This is a genomic window from Stella humosa (assembly GCF_006738645.1).
Classification (GTDB): Bacteria; Pseudomonadota; Alphaproteobacteria; order ATCC43930; family Allostellaceae; genus Allostella; species Allostella humosa.
Genome location: NZ_AP019700.1, coordinates 1,854,805 through 1,870,362, shown reverse-complemented (window position 1 = coordinate 1,870,362; position 15,558 = coordinate 1,854,805). Strand labels below are relative to the sequence as shown.

The following is a 15,558-nucleotide window of genomic DNA, read 5'->3' as shown; positions in this document are numbered from 1 at the left end:
CAATAGGATCGCCCTCATATAGCGATGCCGGGCGCCGATGACGAGGGGCGCGGGCGGTCGCAAAACGGACCATCGGCAGGGCGCCGGTTGAGCCGGCGGGCCGCCATTGCTATATGTCCGGCTCGCATGCGCCGGGCTGCCTTTCTTCGGAGAAGGCCGGCGCCCGGCGCGACGACCCCTCCTCCCTCCTGGTGGCCGCCCATGTCCCGCCGCAGACAGATCTACGAAGGCAAGGCCAAAGTCCTGTTCGAAGGGCCGGAGCCTGGCACGCTAATCACCTATTTCAAGGACGACGCCTCGGCCTTCAACAACCAGAAGAAGGGCACGATTACCGGCAAGGGGGTGCTGAACAACCGGATCAGCGAGTACCTCATGCTGCGCCTGGGCGAGGTCGGCGTGCCCACGCATTTCGTGCGGCGGCTGAACATGCGCGAGCAGCTCGTGCGCGAGGTCGAGATCATCCCGATCGAGCTGGTCGTGCGCAATGTCGCCGCCGGCTCGCTGTCGAAGCGACTCGGGATCAAGGAGGGCACCCACCTGCCCCGCTCGATCGTCGAATATTATTACAAGAACGACGAGCTCCAGAACCCGCTGGTGTCGGAGGAGCACATCACCGCGTTCGGCTGGGCCACCACCCAGGACCTGGACGACATGATGGCCCTGGCGCTGCGGGTGAACGACTTCCTGACCGGGCTGTTCCTCGGCATCGGCATCCGGCTCATCGACTTCAAGCTGGAGTTCGGCCGGCTCTATCACGACGACGACATGCAGATCGTCGTCGCCGACGAGATCAGCCCGGACAATTGCCGCCTGTGGGACGGCAAGACCAACGAGAAGATGGACAAGGACCGCTTCCGCCAGGATCTCGGCAATGTCGAGGCCGCCTACCAGGAAGTGGCCCGCCGCCTGGGCATCCTGCCCGAGGACGGCCAGGGCGACCACAAGGGCAGCAAGACGCTGCAATAGCCACTTCGCGTGGCGTTCGCGAGACGAGAGAGGATCACCGGCATGAAGGCGCGCGTCCATGTCACGCTGAAGCAGGGCGTGCTCGACCCGCAGGGAACCGCCATCCAGGGGGCGCTGGCCCATCTGGGGTTCGAGGGGGTGGGCGATGTCCGCCAGGGCAAGCTGATCGAGATCGACCTGCAGGAAAGCGACCCGGCGCGCGGTCGCGCCCAGGTCGAGGAGATGTGCCGGCGCCTGCTCGCCAACACCGTGATCGAGAACTACGCGATCGAGGTGATGTCGTGAGGTCGGCCGTCATCGTCTTCCCCGCGTCCAACTGCGACCGGGACGCCGAGACGGCCTTGCGCGACATCACCGGCCGGGCGCCGCACATGGTCTGGCATGCCGAGGGGACCTTCCCGGAGGTCGACCTGATCGTGCTGCCGGGCGGTTTCTCCTATGGCGACTACCTGCGCGCGGGCGCCATGGCGGCCCATTCGCCGGTGATGCGCGAAGTCGTCGCCCGGGCCGGCCGCGGCGTGCCGGTGCTGGGCATCTGCAACGGCTTCCAGGTGCTGTGCGAGGCGGGCCTGCTGCCGGGCGCCCTGATGCGCAACGCCTCGCTGAAGTTCGTCGGCCGCGACGTGCATGTGCGGGTCGAGACGAGCCAGAGCCTGTTCACCAGCCGCTATGCCAACGGCGCCGTCGCCCGCATGCCGGTCGCCCATGGCGACGGCAACTACTATGCCGACGACGCGACGCTCGACCGGCTGGAGGAGCGCGGGCAGGTCGCCTTCCGCTACTGCACGCCCGACGGCGCGGTGGTGGAAGCCGGCAACCCCAACGGCGCGCGGCGCAACATCGCCGGCATCTTCAACGAGACCAAGACGGTGCTGGGCCTGATGCCCCACCCCGAGCGGGTATGCGACCCCCTGCTGGGCGGCACGGACGGCCGGGCCATGTTCGAGGGCCTCGTCGAAGCCCTGACCTGACCCGCCGCATGCCGGCCCAGCCCGCAACGACCAGCCTGAAAGAGCCGCGGCCTTGACCCTGCCGAACGCCCAGATTTCGCCCGAGACCGTGGCCCAGCACGGGTTCACGCCCGACGAGTACGCCCGCGTCCTCGCCATCCTCGACCGCGAGCCGTCGATGACGGAGCTCGGCATCTTCTCGGTGATGTGGAGCGAGCATTGCTCGTACAAATCGTCGAAGAAGTGGCTGCGCACCCTGCCGACGACGGCCCCCTGGGTGATCTGCGGCCCGGGCGAGAATGCTGGCGTCATCGACATCGGCGACGGCGACGCCGCCATCTTCAAGATGGAAAGCCACAACCACCCGTCCTTCATCGAGCCCTACCAGGGTGCGGCGACCGGCGTGGGCGGCATCCTGCGCGACGTCTTCACCATGGGCGCCCGGCCGGTCGCCAACCTGAACGCCCTGCGCTTCGGCCGGCCCGATCATCCCAAGACGCGCTACCTGGTGTCGGGCGTCGTTGCCGGCATCGGCGGCTATGGCAACTGCGTCGGCGTGCCGACGGTGGGCGGCGAGGTCAATTTCCATTCCGCCTATGACGGCAACATCCTGGTCAACGCGATGACCGTGGGGGTCGCCCGCGCCGACCGCATCTTCTATTCGGCCGCCGCCGGCCCCGGGAACAACGTCGTCTATGTCGGGGCCAAGACCGGCCGCGACGGCATCCATGGCGCCACCATGGCGTCGGCCGAGTTCACCGAGGATTCCGAGGCCAAGCGACCCACGGTGCAGGTCGGCGACCCCTTCACCGAGAAGCTGCTGATCGAGGCCTGCCTGGAGCTGATGAACGAGGACGCCATCGTCGCCATCCAGGACATGGGTGCGGCCGGCCTGACCTCGTCGTCGGTGGAGATGGCCGGCAAGGGCGGGCTCGGCATCACGCTCCACCTCGACCATGTGCCGATGCGCGAGCCCGGCATGACGCCCTATGAGATCATGCTGTCGGAAAGCCAGGAGCGGATGCTGATGATCCTGCGCCCCGGCAGCGAGGACATCGCCCGGCGCATCTTCGAGAAGTGGGAGCTGAACTTCGCCGTCATCGGCGAGGTGACCGAGACCGGCCGCCTGATCCTGGAGATGCATGGCGAGGTCGCGGCCGACCTGCCCGTCGGCCCGCTGGTCGACCAGGCGCCGCAGTACGAGCGGCCGTGGGTCGCCACCCCGCCCCGCCCCGTGATCGCGATCGCCGACCTGCCGGCCGACCCGGCCCCGCTCGCCTCGCTGGAGCGGATGGTCGGCTGCCCCGACCTCGCCAGCCGGCGCTGGGTCTACGACCAGTATGATTCGACCGTGATGGCCGACACGGTGCAGCAGCCGGGCGGCGACGCCGCCCTGGTGCGCGTGCACGGGCGGAGCAAGGGCCTGGCCATCACCACCGACTGCACGCCGCGCTACTGCCAGGCCGACCCGGTCCAGGGCGGCCGCCAGGCGGTCGCCGAGACCTGGCGCAACCTGACCGCGATCGGCGCCCGGCCGCTCGCCATCACCGACAACATGAATTTCGGCAACCCCGAGAAGCCCGAGATCATGGGGCAGTTCGTGGGCTGCATCCAGGGCATGGCCGAAGCCTGCCGGGCGCTCGACTACCCCGTCGTGTCGGGCAACGTGTCGCTCTACAACGAGACCGAGGGTCGGGCGATCCTGCCGACCCCGGCCATCGGTGGGGTCGGGCTGATCGACGACGTCGCCAACGCGGTCCGCGTCGCCTTCCCGGGCGAGGGCGAGGCGATCGTGCTGCTCGGCCGCACCGATGGCTGGCTCGGCTCGTCCATCTATCTGCGCGAGATCCTGGGCCGCGAGGACGGCGCGCCGCCGCCGGTCGACCTGGCGGCCGAGCGCCGCGCCGGCGACTTCGTCCGCGACCTCATCGCCGACGGGCTGGCGACCGCATGCCACGACTGCTCGGACGGCGGGCTGGGCGTGGCCGTGGCCGAGATGGCGATGGCGTCCGGCATCGGCGCCGAGATCGCGCCGCCGGCCGGTGCCGTCCGGCTCGACGCGTGGCTGTTCGGCGAGGACCAGGCGCGGTACCTGCTGACGACGAGGGACGCGGATGCGGTGCTGGCCGGCGCTGTGGCGGCCGGCGTGCCGGCGGCGCGCATCGGCACCACGGGCGGGCGCGAATTGACAGTCGCCGGGGCCGGCGCCATATCGGTCGAGACGTTGCGCACGGCCCATGAGCGCTGGTTTCCGGCGTGGATGGCCGGCGACGCCTGATCGCCTTTCCCACCTTCAACCTCCGCCCCTTCGACCTCCGACAGCGGGAAACCGACACCATGGCGATGGATGCCGCGACGATCGAGCGACTGATCAAGGAAAGCCTGCCCGACGCGAAGGTCACGATCGAGGACCTGCGCGGCGACGGCGACCACTATGCCGCCCACGTCCTGTCCGCCGCCTTCGTCGGCAAGTCGCGGGTGCAGCAGCACCAGATGGTCTATGCCGCGCTGCGTGGCCGCATGGGCAACGAGCTGCACGCGCTGGCCTTGCAGACCGGCGTTCCGTAATATCGGCGCAACCCTCCGGGAGTAGCCTGCCATGAACACCATAACCGACAGCGCCGTCTTCGAGCGCATCCGCCAGGACATCGCCGACAATTCCGTCGTCCTCTACATGAAGGGGACGCCGATCTTCCCGCAGTGCGGCTTCTCCGCCGCCGTCGTCCAGATCCTGACCCACCTCGGCGTCAAGTTCAAAGGGATCGACATCCTCCAGGACCCCGAGCTGCGCCAGGGCATCAAGGAATTCTCGAGCTGGCCGACCATCCCGCAGCTCTATGTGAAGGGCGAGTTCGTGGGCGGCTGCGACATCGTGCGCGAGATGTTCGAGACGGGCGAGCTGAGCGAAGCCCTGAGCAGCCGCGGCATCGACGTCCGCGCCTGATCCGGACCGGCCGCGCGGGCGGGCCTTCCGGCCCCCGCGCGCCGGCTTCCTGCCATCCTCCAAGGAGCGATCATGCCCGATCGGGCTTCCGCGTCCTGGCGGATGGGCGGTTATCTGGCCGCGACCGGCGCGTTCCTGATCTGGGGGCTGACGCCGATCTACTTCAAGGCGGTGGACGTCGTCCCGCCGATCGACCTGGTGGCGCACCGGGTCGTCTGGTCCGTCCCCTATCTTGCCCTCGTCGTCACCATCGGCCGCGGCTGGCCCGCTGTCCGGGCGGCTTTTGCCGACACCCGCACGATGGCGATCCTGGCGATCACGACGCTCATCATCGCCGGCAACTGGTTCCTCTTCACCTGGGCGATCACCTCCGGCCGCATCGTCGAGGCGGCACTGGGCTATTTCCTGGGCCCGCTCGCCTCGATCGCCCTGGGCCTCACCTTCCTCGGCGAGCGGCTCGACCGCCGCCGCACGATCGCCGTGGCGCTGGCGGCGGCAGCCGTCCTGCACGAGGCGCTGGCGGTCGCCGCCGGCCCGTCCGCGGCCCTGCTGCTGGGTGCGAGCTTCGCGGTCTATGCCCTCATCCGCAAACGCATCCGCGTCGACGCCGTCACCGGGCTGTTGATCGAGACCCTGCTTCTCCTGCCGTTCGCCGTCGCCTGGCTGGCCATCCAGGGCGGGGGCAGCCTCGGTCGACATGGGGCGACCATGGACGTGCTGCTCGTGGTGGGCGGCACCCTCACCACGACACCGCTGCTGCTCTTCACCATCGGCGCGCGCCGGCTGGAGATGACGACGATCGGGTTCCTGCAATACCTGGCGCCTTCGATCACCTTCCTGCTCGGCGTACTCGTCTATGGTGAGCCCTTTGGCTGGGGCCGCGCGATCACCTTCGGCGCAATCTGGGCGGCCATCCTGATCGCCAATCTTCCCGCGCCCGGAAGCACCCGTTCTCCCGCACGCAACGGCTCATGACCCCACCCCGACCATCGCGGAAATAACCGCCGAGGCAATAACTTGCCGCCTCCTTTGGCCCGTTGCGACCAGCCGGGGATTCGACTAAGTTTGCAAAAGGGTTCGATAGGTTTTCCATCTGGGGGCTGGCATGGCGAAATTTCCCGGCACGAGCGGCAACGACACGTACGGCGGCACCGGCAGCAAGGACGAGATCTACGGCAAGGAAGGCAACGACACGCTGTCCGGCAATTCGGACAACGACCTGATCTATGGCGGCAAGGGCAACGACTCGCTGAATGGCGACGAGGGCAACGACACCGTCTATGGCGATCAGAACGACGACCTGATCTATGGCGGCGGCGGCATCGATCGGCTGTTCGGCGGTGACGGGCTAGACGCCTTGTACGGTGGCGAGGGCAACGACCTCCTGTTCGGCGAAAATGGCAACGACACCATCTTCGGCGGCAACGGTGCCGATTCCGCCCAGGGCGGCAACGGGTCCGACAGCGTCTATGGCGGCGAAGGCAACGACACGCTGAATGGCGGCTACGAGGCCGACTACCTCGAAGGCGGCAACGGCTCGGACAAGCTGCAGGGTGGCGAAGGCGCCGACATCCTCATCGGCTATGCCCAGGGCGCCGAGACGCTCGACAGCGGCAACTGGTTCGAGGGCGGCGACGGCTCCGACACGCTGGTCGGTGGCGTTGGCATCGACACGATGTTCGGCGAGGAGTCGAACGACTACATCCTCGGCGGCAACGGCAACGATCTCACCTATGGCGGCGGCCGCTCGGACACGATCTTCGGCGGCTACGGCAACGACCTCGCCTATGGCGGCGCCGACAACGACCTGATCGTCGGCGGCCAGGGTATCTACTCGTCGAGCGATTCGCTCTTCGGCGGCAGCGACTCGCTGTACGGCGACCTGGGCGACGACCTCATCTATGCCGGCCGCGACAGCCAGATCGACTTCCTGAATGGCGGCGGCGGGCAGGATTCGCTCTTCGGCTCCTACAGCAATGATTCGGTCGTCGGTGGCGACGGCAACGACTTCGCCTGGGGCGCCGACGGCAACGACACGCTGGCCGGTGACGCCGGGGACGACGAATTGCTGGGCGGCCAGGGCGACGACTATCTCATGGGCGGCACCGGCAATGACGTGCTGTTCGGCGGCAACGGCGACGACCAGGCCTATGGCGGCGACGACAACGACGAAGTCTATGGCGGCCAAGGGAACGATACGCTGTCGGGTGACTCCGGGGACGACCGGCTGTTCGGCGGCAATGGCGATGACTCGCTCTCCGGCGGCGAAGGCAACGACTACCTTCACCCCGAAGGCGGCCAGAACTACCTGACCGGCGGCGGCGGCAACGACACGTTCGTCTTCGAGTTCGGCGTCACCTCGGGGCCGGACACGATCTCGGACTTCAGCCTGGGGGATAAGCTCGACTTCCAGGGCGAGTTCGACCAGTTCTTCGATCGCAAGACCGATGCGTTCGTCGGCAAGGATGCGGGCAATTCGTCGGCCAACGACAATGTCCTGGTGGCGACCGGCCAGAGCTACTCGTCGATCAATGCCTTCGGCGATCAGTTCCTTTCGGCCAGCAACGCCGACAACAACAAGCCCGGCTTTTACATCTTCGTGAACAGTTCCAACAACGTCGCGGAAGTGTGGTTCGACTCCAACATGACCGACGCGACTGGCGCGACGCTGATCGCGGTGATCGAGAACATCGACGACACGCAGGAACTGGCGGCGGCGTTCAAGAGCAACGTCTCGTTCGTGATCAACGATCCCACCGTCTGATATACCCATTGCCACCCTGGCGGCTCATGCCGCCAGGGTGGCCTTTGGTCAATTCGAGGGAGGCCTTTCCGGCCTCCCTTTTTTTTGTGCTCGCCGAGCCGCTGGCCGGCAAAGAAAAAGGCCCACCCCGCTTGCGCGGGATGGGCCTCGATCGGCCGGTCTATGATGCAGCGGTCAGCGCGAGTAGAACTCGACGACCTGGTTCGGCTCCATCTGCACCGGATAGGGTACGTCGGCCAGCTTGGGCGCGCGCACGAAGGTGCCGGTCATCTTGCCATGGTCGACGGAGACGTAGTCGGGCACATCACGCTCGGCCAGGGCGACCGCTTCCAGCACGATCACGAGCTGGCGGGACTTTTCTTTCACCGCGATCACGTCGCCGTCCTTCACGATGTAGGACGGGATGTTGACGCGCTTGCCGTTGACCGTGACATGGCCGTGGCTGACGAACTGGCGCGAGGCGAACACCGTCGGCACGTACTTCATGCGATAGACGACGGCGTCGAGGCGGCGCTCCAGCAGCTCGATCAGGTTCTCGCCGGTGTCGCCACGGCGGCGCACGGCCTCTTCATAGATGCGGCGGAACTGGCGCTCGCCGATATTCCCGTAATAGCCCTTGAGGCGCTGCTTGGCCATGAGCTGCGTGCCGTAGTCGGACGGCTTCTTGCGGCGCTGGCCATGCTGGCCCGGGCCGTATTCGCGCTTGTTGACCGGGCTCTTGGGCCGGCCCCAGAGATTGATGCCGAGGCGGCGGTCGATCTTATGCTTAGATTCGGCGCGCTTGGTCATGCGCTGTCCTTTCCGATGGTGTCCCGGTAGTCCCGCAAGACGGCCGACTTCGACCGCTGCTGGCGGGGTGAAACACCCACGTTCCCGGGAATGGAGGCCGGCAACATAGCCGGAACGGCCGTCAGGTCAAGCAAAAGCAGCAGTTTAGCTGCCGGAAACCCCGTCCCCGGCCCCTCGCGATCCCCCTTGCGCGGCCGGCCCGGGGTCGGCGGCGCCTTGCGCAGGGCATAGATCACGCCGTGCAGGGTGCGGATCTCCTGCTCGGTCAGGCCAGCCCGGTCGAAGGCGTTGCGGATGGCGCGCATCATGTGCGGGCGCATGTCGGGCGACTGGAAGAACCCCCCCTCCTCCAGCCCGATCTCCAGGCGAGAGAAGAAGTTGATCAGCTCGCCGCGGGTCGCCGGCCGGTTGCCGTGATAGGAGATTTCCTCCGCCGGCGTCTGGTCGCCGGCCTGGAACCATTCGTGGCAGACCAGCAGCACCGCCTGGGCCAGGTTGAGCGACGAGAAGCCGGGGTTGAGCGGCACCGACAGGATGGTGTCGGCCAGCGAGATGTCGTCGTTCACAAGGCCCGTGCGCTCCGGCCCGAACAGCAGGGCGACGCGCTCGCCCGCGGCCGACGCCTGGCGCAGTTCCGCCGCACCCAGGCGCGGCGTCACCACCCGCTTCACCATCTCGCGCGGGCGGGCCGACGTGGCATAGACCCGGTGGCAGTCGGCGATCGCCTCCTCCAGCGTCGCGAACACCTCGGCCCGCTCCAGCACGACATCGGCACCCGAAGCGGCCGCGATCGCGCGCTCGGACAGGCGGCTCTCGCGCGGCGCCACCAGGCGCAGGCGGGACAGGCCGCAATTCAGCATGGCGCGCGCCGCACTGCCGACATTCTCGGCCAGTTGCGGCTGCACCAGGACGACGATCGGCCCAGGCTCGCCCTCGCCATCCGACAGTGCCAGCCGGGCCAGGTCGGTGCCCGACATCAGGCGACCGCCGCCTCGGCACCCGCCAGGCGCATCAGGCAGAAGGTGATGGCGTCGTGCAGCGCATTGTAGGACGCGTCGATGACGTTGGTGGAGACGCCGACCGTGGCCCAGCGCTCCAGGGCGGGATGGTCGCTCTCGATCATCACCCGCGTCACCGCCTTGGTCGCGTCCTCAGGCGTCAGGATGCGCACCTTGTAGTCGACCAGCTTCATCGCCTCCAGCACCGGGAAGGCCGGCACCAGCACCTTGCGCAGCGCGGTATCCAGCGCGTTCACCGGGCCGTTGCCCTCCGACACGGTCATGTGGCGCTCGCCGTCCACCGTCACCTTGATCGTCGCCTCCGACAGCGTGACCAGCTCGGCCCGCGCGTTCCAGCGCCGCTCGTCGATCACGCGGAAGCCGTCCAGGCGGAAGAACTCCGGCACCCGGCCGAGCGCGCGGCGCGCCAGCAGCTCGAAGCTGGCCTCGGCCCCGTCATAGGCATAGCCGTCGAACTCCCGCCGCTTCACGGTATCGACCAGGGTGGCGATCTTCGGATCGTCCGGCTCGATCTCGATGCCGGCGTCACGCAGGCGGGCCAGCACGTTGGAGCGTCCGGCCTGGTCCGAGACGATGATGTGCCGGCGGTTGCCGACCAGGGCGGGGTCGATATGCTCGTAGGTGCGCGGGTCCTTCTCCACCGCCGAGACGTGCAGCCCGCCCTTGTGGGCGAAGGCGGCATCGCCGACATAGGCGGCGTGGCGGTTGGGCGCCCGGTTCAGCCGCTCGTCCAGCAGGCGCGACAGGCCGGTCAGCCGCTTCAGCCCGTCACGGTCGATCCCCGTCTCCAGCCCCATCTTCAGGACCAGCGAGGGGATGAGCGAGATCAGGTTGGCATTGCCGCAGCGCTCGCCCAGGCCGTTCAGCGTGCCTTGCACCTGGCGGGCGCCGGCGCGCACGGCCGCCAGCGAGTTGGCGACGGCGTTCTCGGTATCGTTGTGGCAATGGATGCCCAGGCGCTCGCCCGGGATGCGCCCGGCCACCTGGCGGACGATCGCCTCGATCTCGTCGGGCAGCGTGCCGCCATTGGTGTCGCACAGCACCATCCAGCGGGCGCCGGCATCGCGCGCGGCCTCCAGGCAGGCCATGGCATAGTCGGGATTGGCCTTGTAGCCATCGAAGAAATGCTCGGCGTCGTACATCGCCTCGCCCTTGCGGGCGTGGGCATGGCGGATGCTGTCGGCGATGAGCTGGATGTTCTCGTCCAGCGGAATGCCGAGAGCCACATGCACCTGGAAGTCCCATGACTTGCCGACCAGGCAGGCTGCGTCCGATTTGCCGTCCAGCACGGCGGCCAGCCCCGGATCGTTCTCGACGCTGCGGCCCGGCCGGCGCGTCATGCCGAAGGCGACCAGCCTGGCGCGGGCCAGCGCCGGCGGGGCCTTGAAGAACTGCTCGTCGGTCGGGTTGGCGCCCGGCCAGCCGCCCTCGACATAGTCGATGCCGGCGGCGTCGAGCGCACGCGCGATCGCCACCTTGTCGGCGACGCCGAAATCGACGCCTTGCGTCTGCGCCCCGTCGCGCAGCGTGGTGTCGAACAGATAGACGCGGTCAGCCATGATGTCCTATCCAGCCCGCCGCCAGAGCGTGCCCTGGGCGGTGTCTTCCAGCACGATGCCCCGGTCGGCCAGCAGCTTGCGGATGCGGTCGGCCTCGGCAAAGTCGCGCGCCTTGCGGGCGGCCACGCGGGCCTCCACCAGCCGGTCGATCTCGCCGTCGCCATCACCGTCCGCAGCGGCGCTGCCCTTCAGCCACGCCTCGGGCGACTGCTGCAGCAGCCCCAGCAAGGCACCCATGGCGACAAGACCGGCCGACGCGCCGGCCTGCCCCTCGTTCACCAGGCCAAGCTGCCGCTTCATGTGCAGGTCGATGGCGGCCGGGGTGTTCAGGTCGTCCTCGAGCGCCGCCACGAAGGCCCCGTCGATCACGCCCTCCCCCTCGGCCGGGCTCCGGCGCAGGGCGCCGTAGAAGCGGTCGAGATCGGCCCGCGCCTCGGCGATGCGCTCGTCCGTCAGGTCGAGCGGCTGGCGGTAATGCGTCTTCAGCAGGGCGAGCCGGATCGCTTCGCCCGGGATGCCATCGTCCAGAAGCTGCCGCACGGTCCAGAAGTTGCCGAGCGACTTCGACATCTTCTCGCCCTTGACCATGACGAAGCCGTTATGGACCCAGTGGCGGGCGAAATGCGTCTCGGTGCGGGCGCCGCCATTGGCGCACACGCTCTGGGCGATCTCGTTCTCATGGTGCGGGAAGATGAGGTCGATGCCGCCGCCATGGATGTCGAAGGTCGGCCCCAGCGTCCGCTCGCTCATGGCCGAGCACTCGATATGCCAGCCCGGACGGCCGCGGCCCCAGGGGCTGTCCCAGCCGGGCATGTCGGCGGGCGAGGGCTTCCACAGCACGAAGTCGGCCGGGTCGCGCTTGTAGGGGGCGACGTCGATGCGGGCACCCGCGATCATGTCGTCCCGGTTGCGGCGCGAAAGCTGGCCGTATTCGGCAAATGACGGCACGCCGAACAGCACATGGCCCTCGGCCTCGTAGGCGTTGCCCGCCCGGATCAGCCGTTCGATGATGGCGATCATGCCGTCAATATGGTCGGTCGCGCGCGGCTCGTAGGTCGGGCGCAGGGCGCCGAGTGCATCCATGTCGGCATGGAACTGCGCCAGCGTGCGGTCGGTCAGCGCACGGATCGGCTCGCCGTTCTCGCGCGCGGCGGCGTTGATCTTGTCGTCGACGTCGGTGACGTTGCGGGCGTAGACCACGCTGTCCGCGCCATAGCGGTGGCGCAGCAGGCGGAACAGCACGTCGAACACGACGACCGGCCGGGCATTGCCGACATGGGCCAGGTCATAGACCGTGGGCCCGCACACATACATGCCCACCCGGTTGGGATCGCGGGGGGTGAAGGGCTCCAACGCCCTCGTCAATGTATCGTGGAGGCGAATGGTCACGGGACCGGTGTCCTGTCGGTTGAAACGGGTGGCGCGGAATGGTGCCGCGGCTACGCCGTCTCCCCGGCGAGGCGCCTCAGCACCCGCTCGCGGCCGATGAGCGGTAGCAGATTACGCATCTCCGGTCCATGGTCGCGGGCGGTCAGGGCCCGGCGCAGCGGCTGGAACAGGGCCTTGCCCTTGCGGCCGGTCGCCGCCTGGATGGCCAACGTCCAGGCCCGCCAGCTTTCGCCGTCCCAGGGCTCGGGCGGCAGCAGGGCAGCGACGGCAGCGGCGAAATCAGGCTCGTCGATGACCGGCGCCAACGGTCCGCGGCATACCTGCCACCAGCCGGCCGCGTCGGCCAGGCGCTCCAGGTTGGGCCGGATCGCCTCCCAGAAATCGGCGTCGGCGCCGGGCGCCACGGCCGCCAGCCGGTCGGACACGGCCGCGAACGGCAGCAGGTGCAGCACCTTGGCATTCACCTGCCACAGTTCCGGCAGCTCGAAATGCGGCGGCGAGCGGCCGAAGCGGGCAAGGTCGAAGCCGTCCACAATCCGGGCCAGGTCGGTCGCGGGCTCCACCGGGTCGGCCGTGCCCAGCCGGGCCAGCAGGGCCGCCACCGCCATCGCCTCCACCCCCTCGTCCCGCAGCGAGCGGAGCGACAGGCTGCCCTGGCGCTTGGACAGCTTCTCGCCCTGCCCGCCCGCCAGCAGCGCCAGGTGGGCGAAGGCCAGCCCGGCCGGATCACCGCCGAGAGCCTGGTAGATCTGGATATGCACGGGCGTGTTGGAGATATGGTCGTCGCCGCGGATGACGTGGCTGATCCCCATCTCCAGGTCGTCGACGACCGAGGCGAAGGTGTAGATCGGCTGGCCGTCGGCGCGCAGGATCACCGGGTCGCCCAGCTTGGCGCCGTCGAACGCCAGCGGCCCGTGAACGATGTCGTCCCAGCCGACCGACCCGTCGTCGAGACGGAAGCGCCAGTGCGGCCGCCGCCCCTCGGCGGCGAAAGCCGCGTGCTGTGCCGCCGAGAGGCGCAGGCCGGCGCGGTCATAGACGGGCGGCTGGTGGCGGGCGAGCTGCACCTTGCGCTTCAGCGCCAGTTCGTCCGGCGTCTCGTAGCAGGCATAGACCCGGCCGGCCGCGTGGAGCCGGTCGAAGGCGGCGCGATAGGCGGCCAGCCGGTCCGACTGCCGCTCGAAGCGATCATGGTCGAGGCCGAGCCAGGCCAGGTCCTCGAAGATGCCGTCGGCAAACCGCGCCTCGGATCGCTCGAGGTCGGTATCGTCCAGGCGCAGCAGGAAGCGCCCGCCATGGCGGCGGGCGAACAGCCAGTTGACCAGCGCCGTGCGGGCATTGCCCACATGCAGGAAGCCGGTCGGGCTGGGCGCGAAGCGGACGGAGACGGTCACCGGCGGGCGCGCGTCAGCCGCGGAAGCCGTTTGTGATGGGATAGCGCCGGTCGCGGCCGAAGGCGCGCCGGGTGATCTTCACCCCCGGCGGCGCCTGGCGGCGCTTGTACTCGGCCCGGTCCAGCATCTGCCACACCCGGCGCACGACGGCGGCGTCGTGGCCCAGCGCCACGATGTCGTCGACCGCCATCTCCTCTTCCACCAGGCATTGCAGGATCTCGTCCAGCACCTCGTAGGGCGGCAGGGAATCCTGGTCGGTCTGGTTGGGCTTCAGCTCGGCGGTCGGCGCCTTGGTGATGATGCGCTGGGGGATGACACGGCCGTCCGGCCCCATGCCGCCCGCCGGCAGGGCCTGATTGCGCCACTCGCACAGCGCATAGACCGTCATCTTGTAGACGTCCTTCAGGATCGCGTAGCCGCCGCACATGTCGCCATAGAGGGTGGCATAGCCGACCGACATCTCGGACTTGTTGCCGGTCGACAGCACCATGTGGCCCAGCTTGTTCGATAGCGCCATCAGGGTGACGCCGCGGGCGCGCGACTGGATGTTCTCTTCGGTCGTGTCGGCGCCGCGGCCGGCGAAGGCGCCCGACAGCATCTGGGCAAAGGCGGCCATGGCGGGCTCGATCGACACGGTCGACAGGTCGATGCCCATGAGACCCGCGCACTCGGCCGCGTCGTCCAGGCTGTCCTGCGAGGTGTAGGGCGACGGCATCATCACCGCCTTCACGCGCTCCGGCCCCAGCGCATCGACTGCGACGGCGGCCGCCAGCGCGCTGTCGACGCCGCCCGACAGGCCCAGGACCACGCCCGGGAAGCGGTTCTTGTTCACATAGTCGCGCAGGCCCAGCACCATCGCGCCATAGATGGCGGCGATACCCTCGGCCGGGGCCTCCAGCGCGCCCTCGACGCAGGCCCAGCCATCGGCCTCGCGCTGCCAGCGGGTCAGCGCCACGGCCTCGACGAAGGACGGCATTTGCGCCTTCAACGAGCGGTCGGCATCCAGCACGAAGGAGGCACCATCGAACACCAGTTCGTCCTGGCCACCCACCTGGTTGACGTAGATGAGCGGCAGCCCCGTCTCCGTCACCCGCTCGACCGCCAGGCGCAGGCGCTCGTCGCCCTTGTCGCCCTCGTAGGGCGACCCGTTGGGCACCACCAGGATCTCGGCACCGGATTCCTGCAGGGTTTCCGCCACGTCGGGCGTCCACATGTCCTCGCAGATCATCACGCCCAGGCGGACGCCGCGGAACATGATCGGCCCCGGCATGGCACCCGCCGCGAACACCCGCTTCTCGTCGAACACGCCATAGTTCGGCAGGTCGTACTTCAGCCGCACCGCTGCGACCTTGCCGCCGTCCAGCAGCAGGGCGGCATTATAGAGCCGCCCGTCGACCCGCCAGGGCGCGCCCACCAGGATCGCCGGCCCGCCGTCGCCGGTCTCGGCCGCCAGCGCCTCGACGGTGGCGCGGACCCGGTCCTGGAACATCGGCTTCAGCACCAGGTCCTCGGGCGGGTATCCCGCCAGCACCAGTTCCGGCCCGACCATCAGGTCGGCGCCGAGTGCCGCCGCCCGCGCGCGCGCCTCGCGGACCTTGCGCGCGTTGCCGTCGACGTCGCCGACGGTCGGGTTGATCTGGGCGAGCGCGATGGCAAGACGGTCGGACATGGCTCTTTCCGGGAGGTTCGCCGGAAGCTAGGTGGCTCGCCTCCCGGCTGTCAATCCGAGGCGGCGCCGACGCATGGCTGCCATCCCGACAAATCCTACCTTCACCAGCCCACGA

14 protein-coding genes are annotated in these 15,558 nt (G+C 68.8%); 8 read left to right on the top strand and 6 right to left on the bottom strand.

Going from position 1 to position 15,558, the window contains the following annotated elements; all coding sequences use genetic code 11:
- The first annotated feature begins 201 nt into the window (after window positions 1–201).
- The 8 genes from purC (at window position 202) to STVA_RS08775 (ending at window position 7,624) form a co-directional block, all read left to right on the top strand.
- Entirely contained in the window at window positions 202–966 is a 765-nt protein-coding gene (purC, locus tag STVA_RS08810; RefSeq protein WP_123689008.1) for a phosphoribosylaminoimidazolesuccinocarboxamide synthase, read from the top strand.
- A 42-nt stretch (window positions 967–1,008) separates the two neighbouring features.
- Window positions 1,009–1,251, top strand: coding sequence for a phosphoribosylformylglycinamidine synthase subunit PurS (purS, locus tag STVA_RS08805; protein WP_123689009.1), 243 nt, complete (start codon window positions 1,009–1,011; stop codon window positions 1,249–1,251).
- Window positions 1,248–1,937 (top strand): phosphoribosylformylglycinamidine synthase subunit PurQ, encoded by a 690-nt coding sequence (purQ, locus tag STVA_RS08800; protein WP_123689010.1) that lies wholly within the window; start codon window positions 1,248–1,250, stop codon window positions 1,935–1,937. The genes purS and purQ overlap by 4 nt, the downstream gene beginning before the upstream one ends.
- A gap of 52 nt (window positions 1,938–1,989) precedes the next feature.
- Window positions 1,990–4,194, top strand: a complete 2,205-nt coding sequence (purL, locus tag STVA_RS08795; RefSeq protein WP_123689011.1) for a phosphoribosylformylglycinamidine synthase subunit PurL — start codon at window positions 1,990–1,992, stop codon at window positions 4,192–4,194.
- A gap of 59 nt (window positions 4,195–4,253) precedes the next feature.
- Entirely contained in the window at window positions 4,254–4,484 is a 231-nt protein-coding gene (locus tag STVA_RS08790; RefSeq protein ID WP_123689832.1) for a BolA family protein, read from the top strand.
- A gap of 31 nt (window positions 4,485–4,515) precedes the next feature.
- Window positions 4,516–4,860, top strand: a complete 345-nt coding sequence (gene grxD, locus STVA_RS08785; RefSeq protein ID WP_123689012.1) for a Grx4 family monothiol glutaredoxin — start codon at window positions 4,516–4,518, stop codon at window positions 4,858–4,860.
- Between the two features lie 72 nt (window positions 4,861–4,932).
- The gene (gene rarD, locus STVA_RS08780; RefSeq protein ID WP_123689013.1) at window positions 4,933–5,835 is read left to right on the top strand and encodes an EamA family transporter RarD; all 903 of its coding nucleotides are present in this window, start codon (window positions 4,933–4,935) and stop codon (window positions 5,833–5,835) included.
- 130 nt (window positions 5,836–5,965) lie between these two features.
- The gene (locus STVA_RS08775; protein WP_123689014.1) at window positions 5,966–7,624 is read left to right on the top strand and encodes a calcium-binding protein; all 1,659 of its coding nucleotides are present in this window, start codon (window positions 5,966–5,968) and stop codon (window positions 7,622–7,624) included.
- A 174-nt stretch (window positions 7,625–7,798) separates the two neighbouring features.
- On the opposite strand, the gene rpsD is transcribed toward STVA_RS08775, so the two are convergent.
- Genes rpsD through STVA_RS08745 form a run of 6 tightly spaced genes read right to left on the bottom strand, consistent with a single transcriptional unit; the run spans window position 7,799 to window position 15,443 of the window.
- Window positions 7,799–8,413 (bottom strand): 30S ribosomal protein S4, encoded by a 615-nt coding sequence (gene rpsD / locus STVA_RS08770; RefSeq protein ID WP_123689015.1) that lies wholly within the window; start codon window positions 8,411–8,413, stop codon window positions 7,799–7,801.
- Window positions 8,410–9,390, bottom strand: coding sequence for an RNA methyltransferase (locus tag STVA_RS08765; RefSeq protein ID WP_142235712.1), 981 nt, complete (start codon window positions 9,388–9,390; stop codon window positions 8,410–8,412). The genes rpsD and STVA_RS08765 overlap by 4 nt, the downstream gene beginning before the upstream one ends.
- Window positions 9,390–10,991, bottom strand: coding sequence for a citramalate synthase (cimA, locus tag STVA_RS08760; RefSeq protein ID WP_123689017.1), 1,602 nt, complete (start codon window positions 10,989–10,991; stop codon window positions 9,390–9,392). The genes STVA_RS08765 and cimA overlap by 1 nt, the downstream gene beginning before the upstream one ends.
- A 6-nt stretch (window positions 10,992–10,997) precedes the next feature.
- On the bottom strand, window positions 10,998–12,380 hold the full coding sequence (gene cysS, locus STVA_RS08755; protein ID WP_123689018.1) for a cysteine--tRNA ligase: 1,383 nt from the start codon (window positions 12,378–12,380) through the stop codon (window positions 10,998–11,000).
- A 50-nt stretch (window positions 12,381–12,430) separates the two neighbouring features.
- Entirely contained in the window at window positions 12,431–13,774 is a 1,344-nt protein-coding gene (gene gltX / locus STVA_RS08750) for a glutamate--tRNA ligase (protein ID WP_123689019.1), read from the bottom strand.
- A gap of 13 nt (window positions 13,775–13,787) precedes the next feature.
- Entirely contained in the window at window positions 13,788–15,443 is a 1,656-nt protein-coding gene (locus STVA_RS08745) for an NAD+ synthase (protein ID WP_123689020.1), read from the bottom strand.
- Window positions 15,444–15,558 lie beyond the last annotated feature (115 nt).

What these genes read in the sequence shown, in the direction of transcription:
- purC (WP_123689008.1), top strand. Translation starts at nt 202, where the DNA reads ATGTCCCGCCGCAGACAGATCTACGAAGGCAAGGCCAAAGTCCTGTTC.
- purS (WP_123689009.1), top strand. Translation starts at nt 1,009, where the DNA reads ATGAAGGCGCGCGTCCATGTCACGCTGAAGCAGGGCGTGCTCGACCCG.
- STVA_RS08790 (WP_123689832.1), top strand. Translation starts at nt 4,254, where the DNA reads ATGGCGATGGATGCCGCGACGATCGAGCGACTGATCAAGGAAAGCCTG.
- grxD (WP_123689012.1), top strand. Translation starts at nt 4,516, where the DNA reads ATGAACACCATAACCGACAGCGCCGTCTTCGAGCGCATCCGCCAGGAC.
- rarD (WP_123689013.1), top strand. Translation starts at nt 4,933, where the DNA reads ATGCCCGATCGGGCTTCCGCGTCCTGGCGGATGGGCGGTTATCTGGCC.
- STVA_RS08775 (WP_123689014.1), top strand. Translation starts at nt 5,966, where the DNA reads ATGGCGAAATTTCCCGGCACGAGCGGCAACGACACGTACGGCGGCACC.
- rpsD (WP_123689015.1), bottom strand. Translation starts at nt 8,413, where the DNA reads ATGACCAAGCGCGCCGAATCTAAGCATAAGATCGACCGCCGCCTCGGC.
- STVA_RS08765 (WP_142235712.1), bottom strand. Translation starts at nt 9,390, where the DNA reads ATGTCGGGCACCGACCTGGCCCGGCTGGCACTGTCGGATGGCGAGGGC.
- cimA (WP_123689017.1), bottom strand. Translation starts at nt 10,991, where the DNA reads ATGGCTGACCGCGTCTATCTGTTCGACACCACGCTGCGCGACGGGGCG.
- STVA_RS08745 (WP_123689020.1), bottom strand. Translation starts at nt 15,443, where the DNA reads ATGTCCGACCGTCTTGCCATCGCGCTCGCCCAGATCAACCCGACCGTC.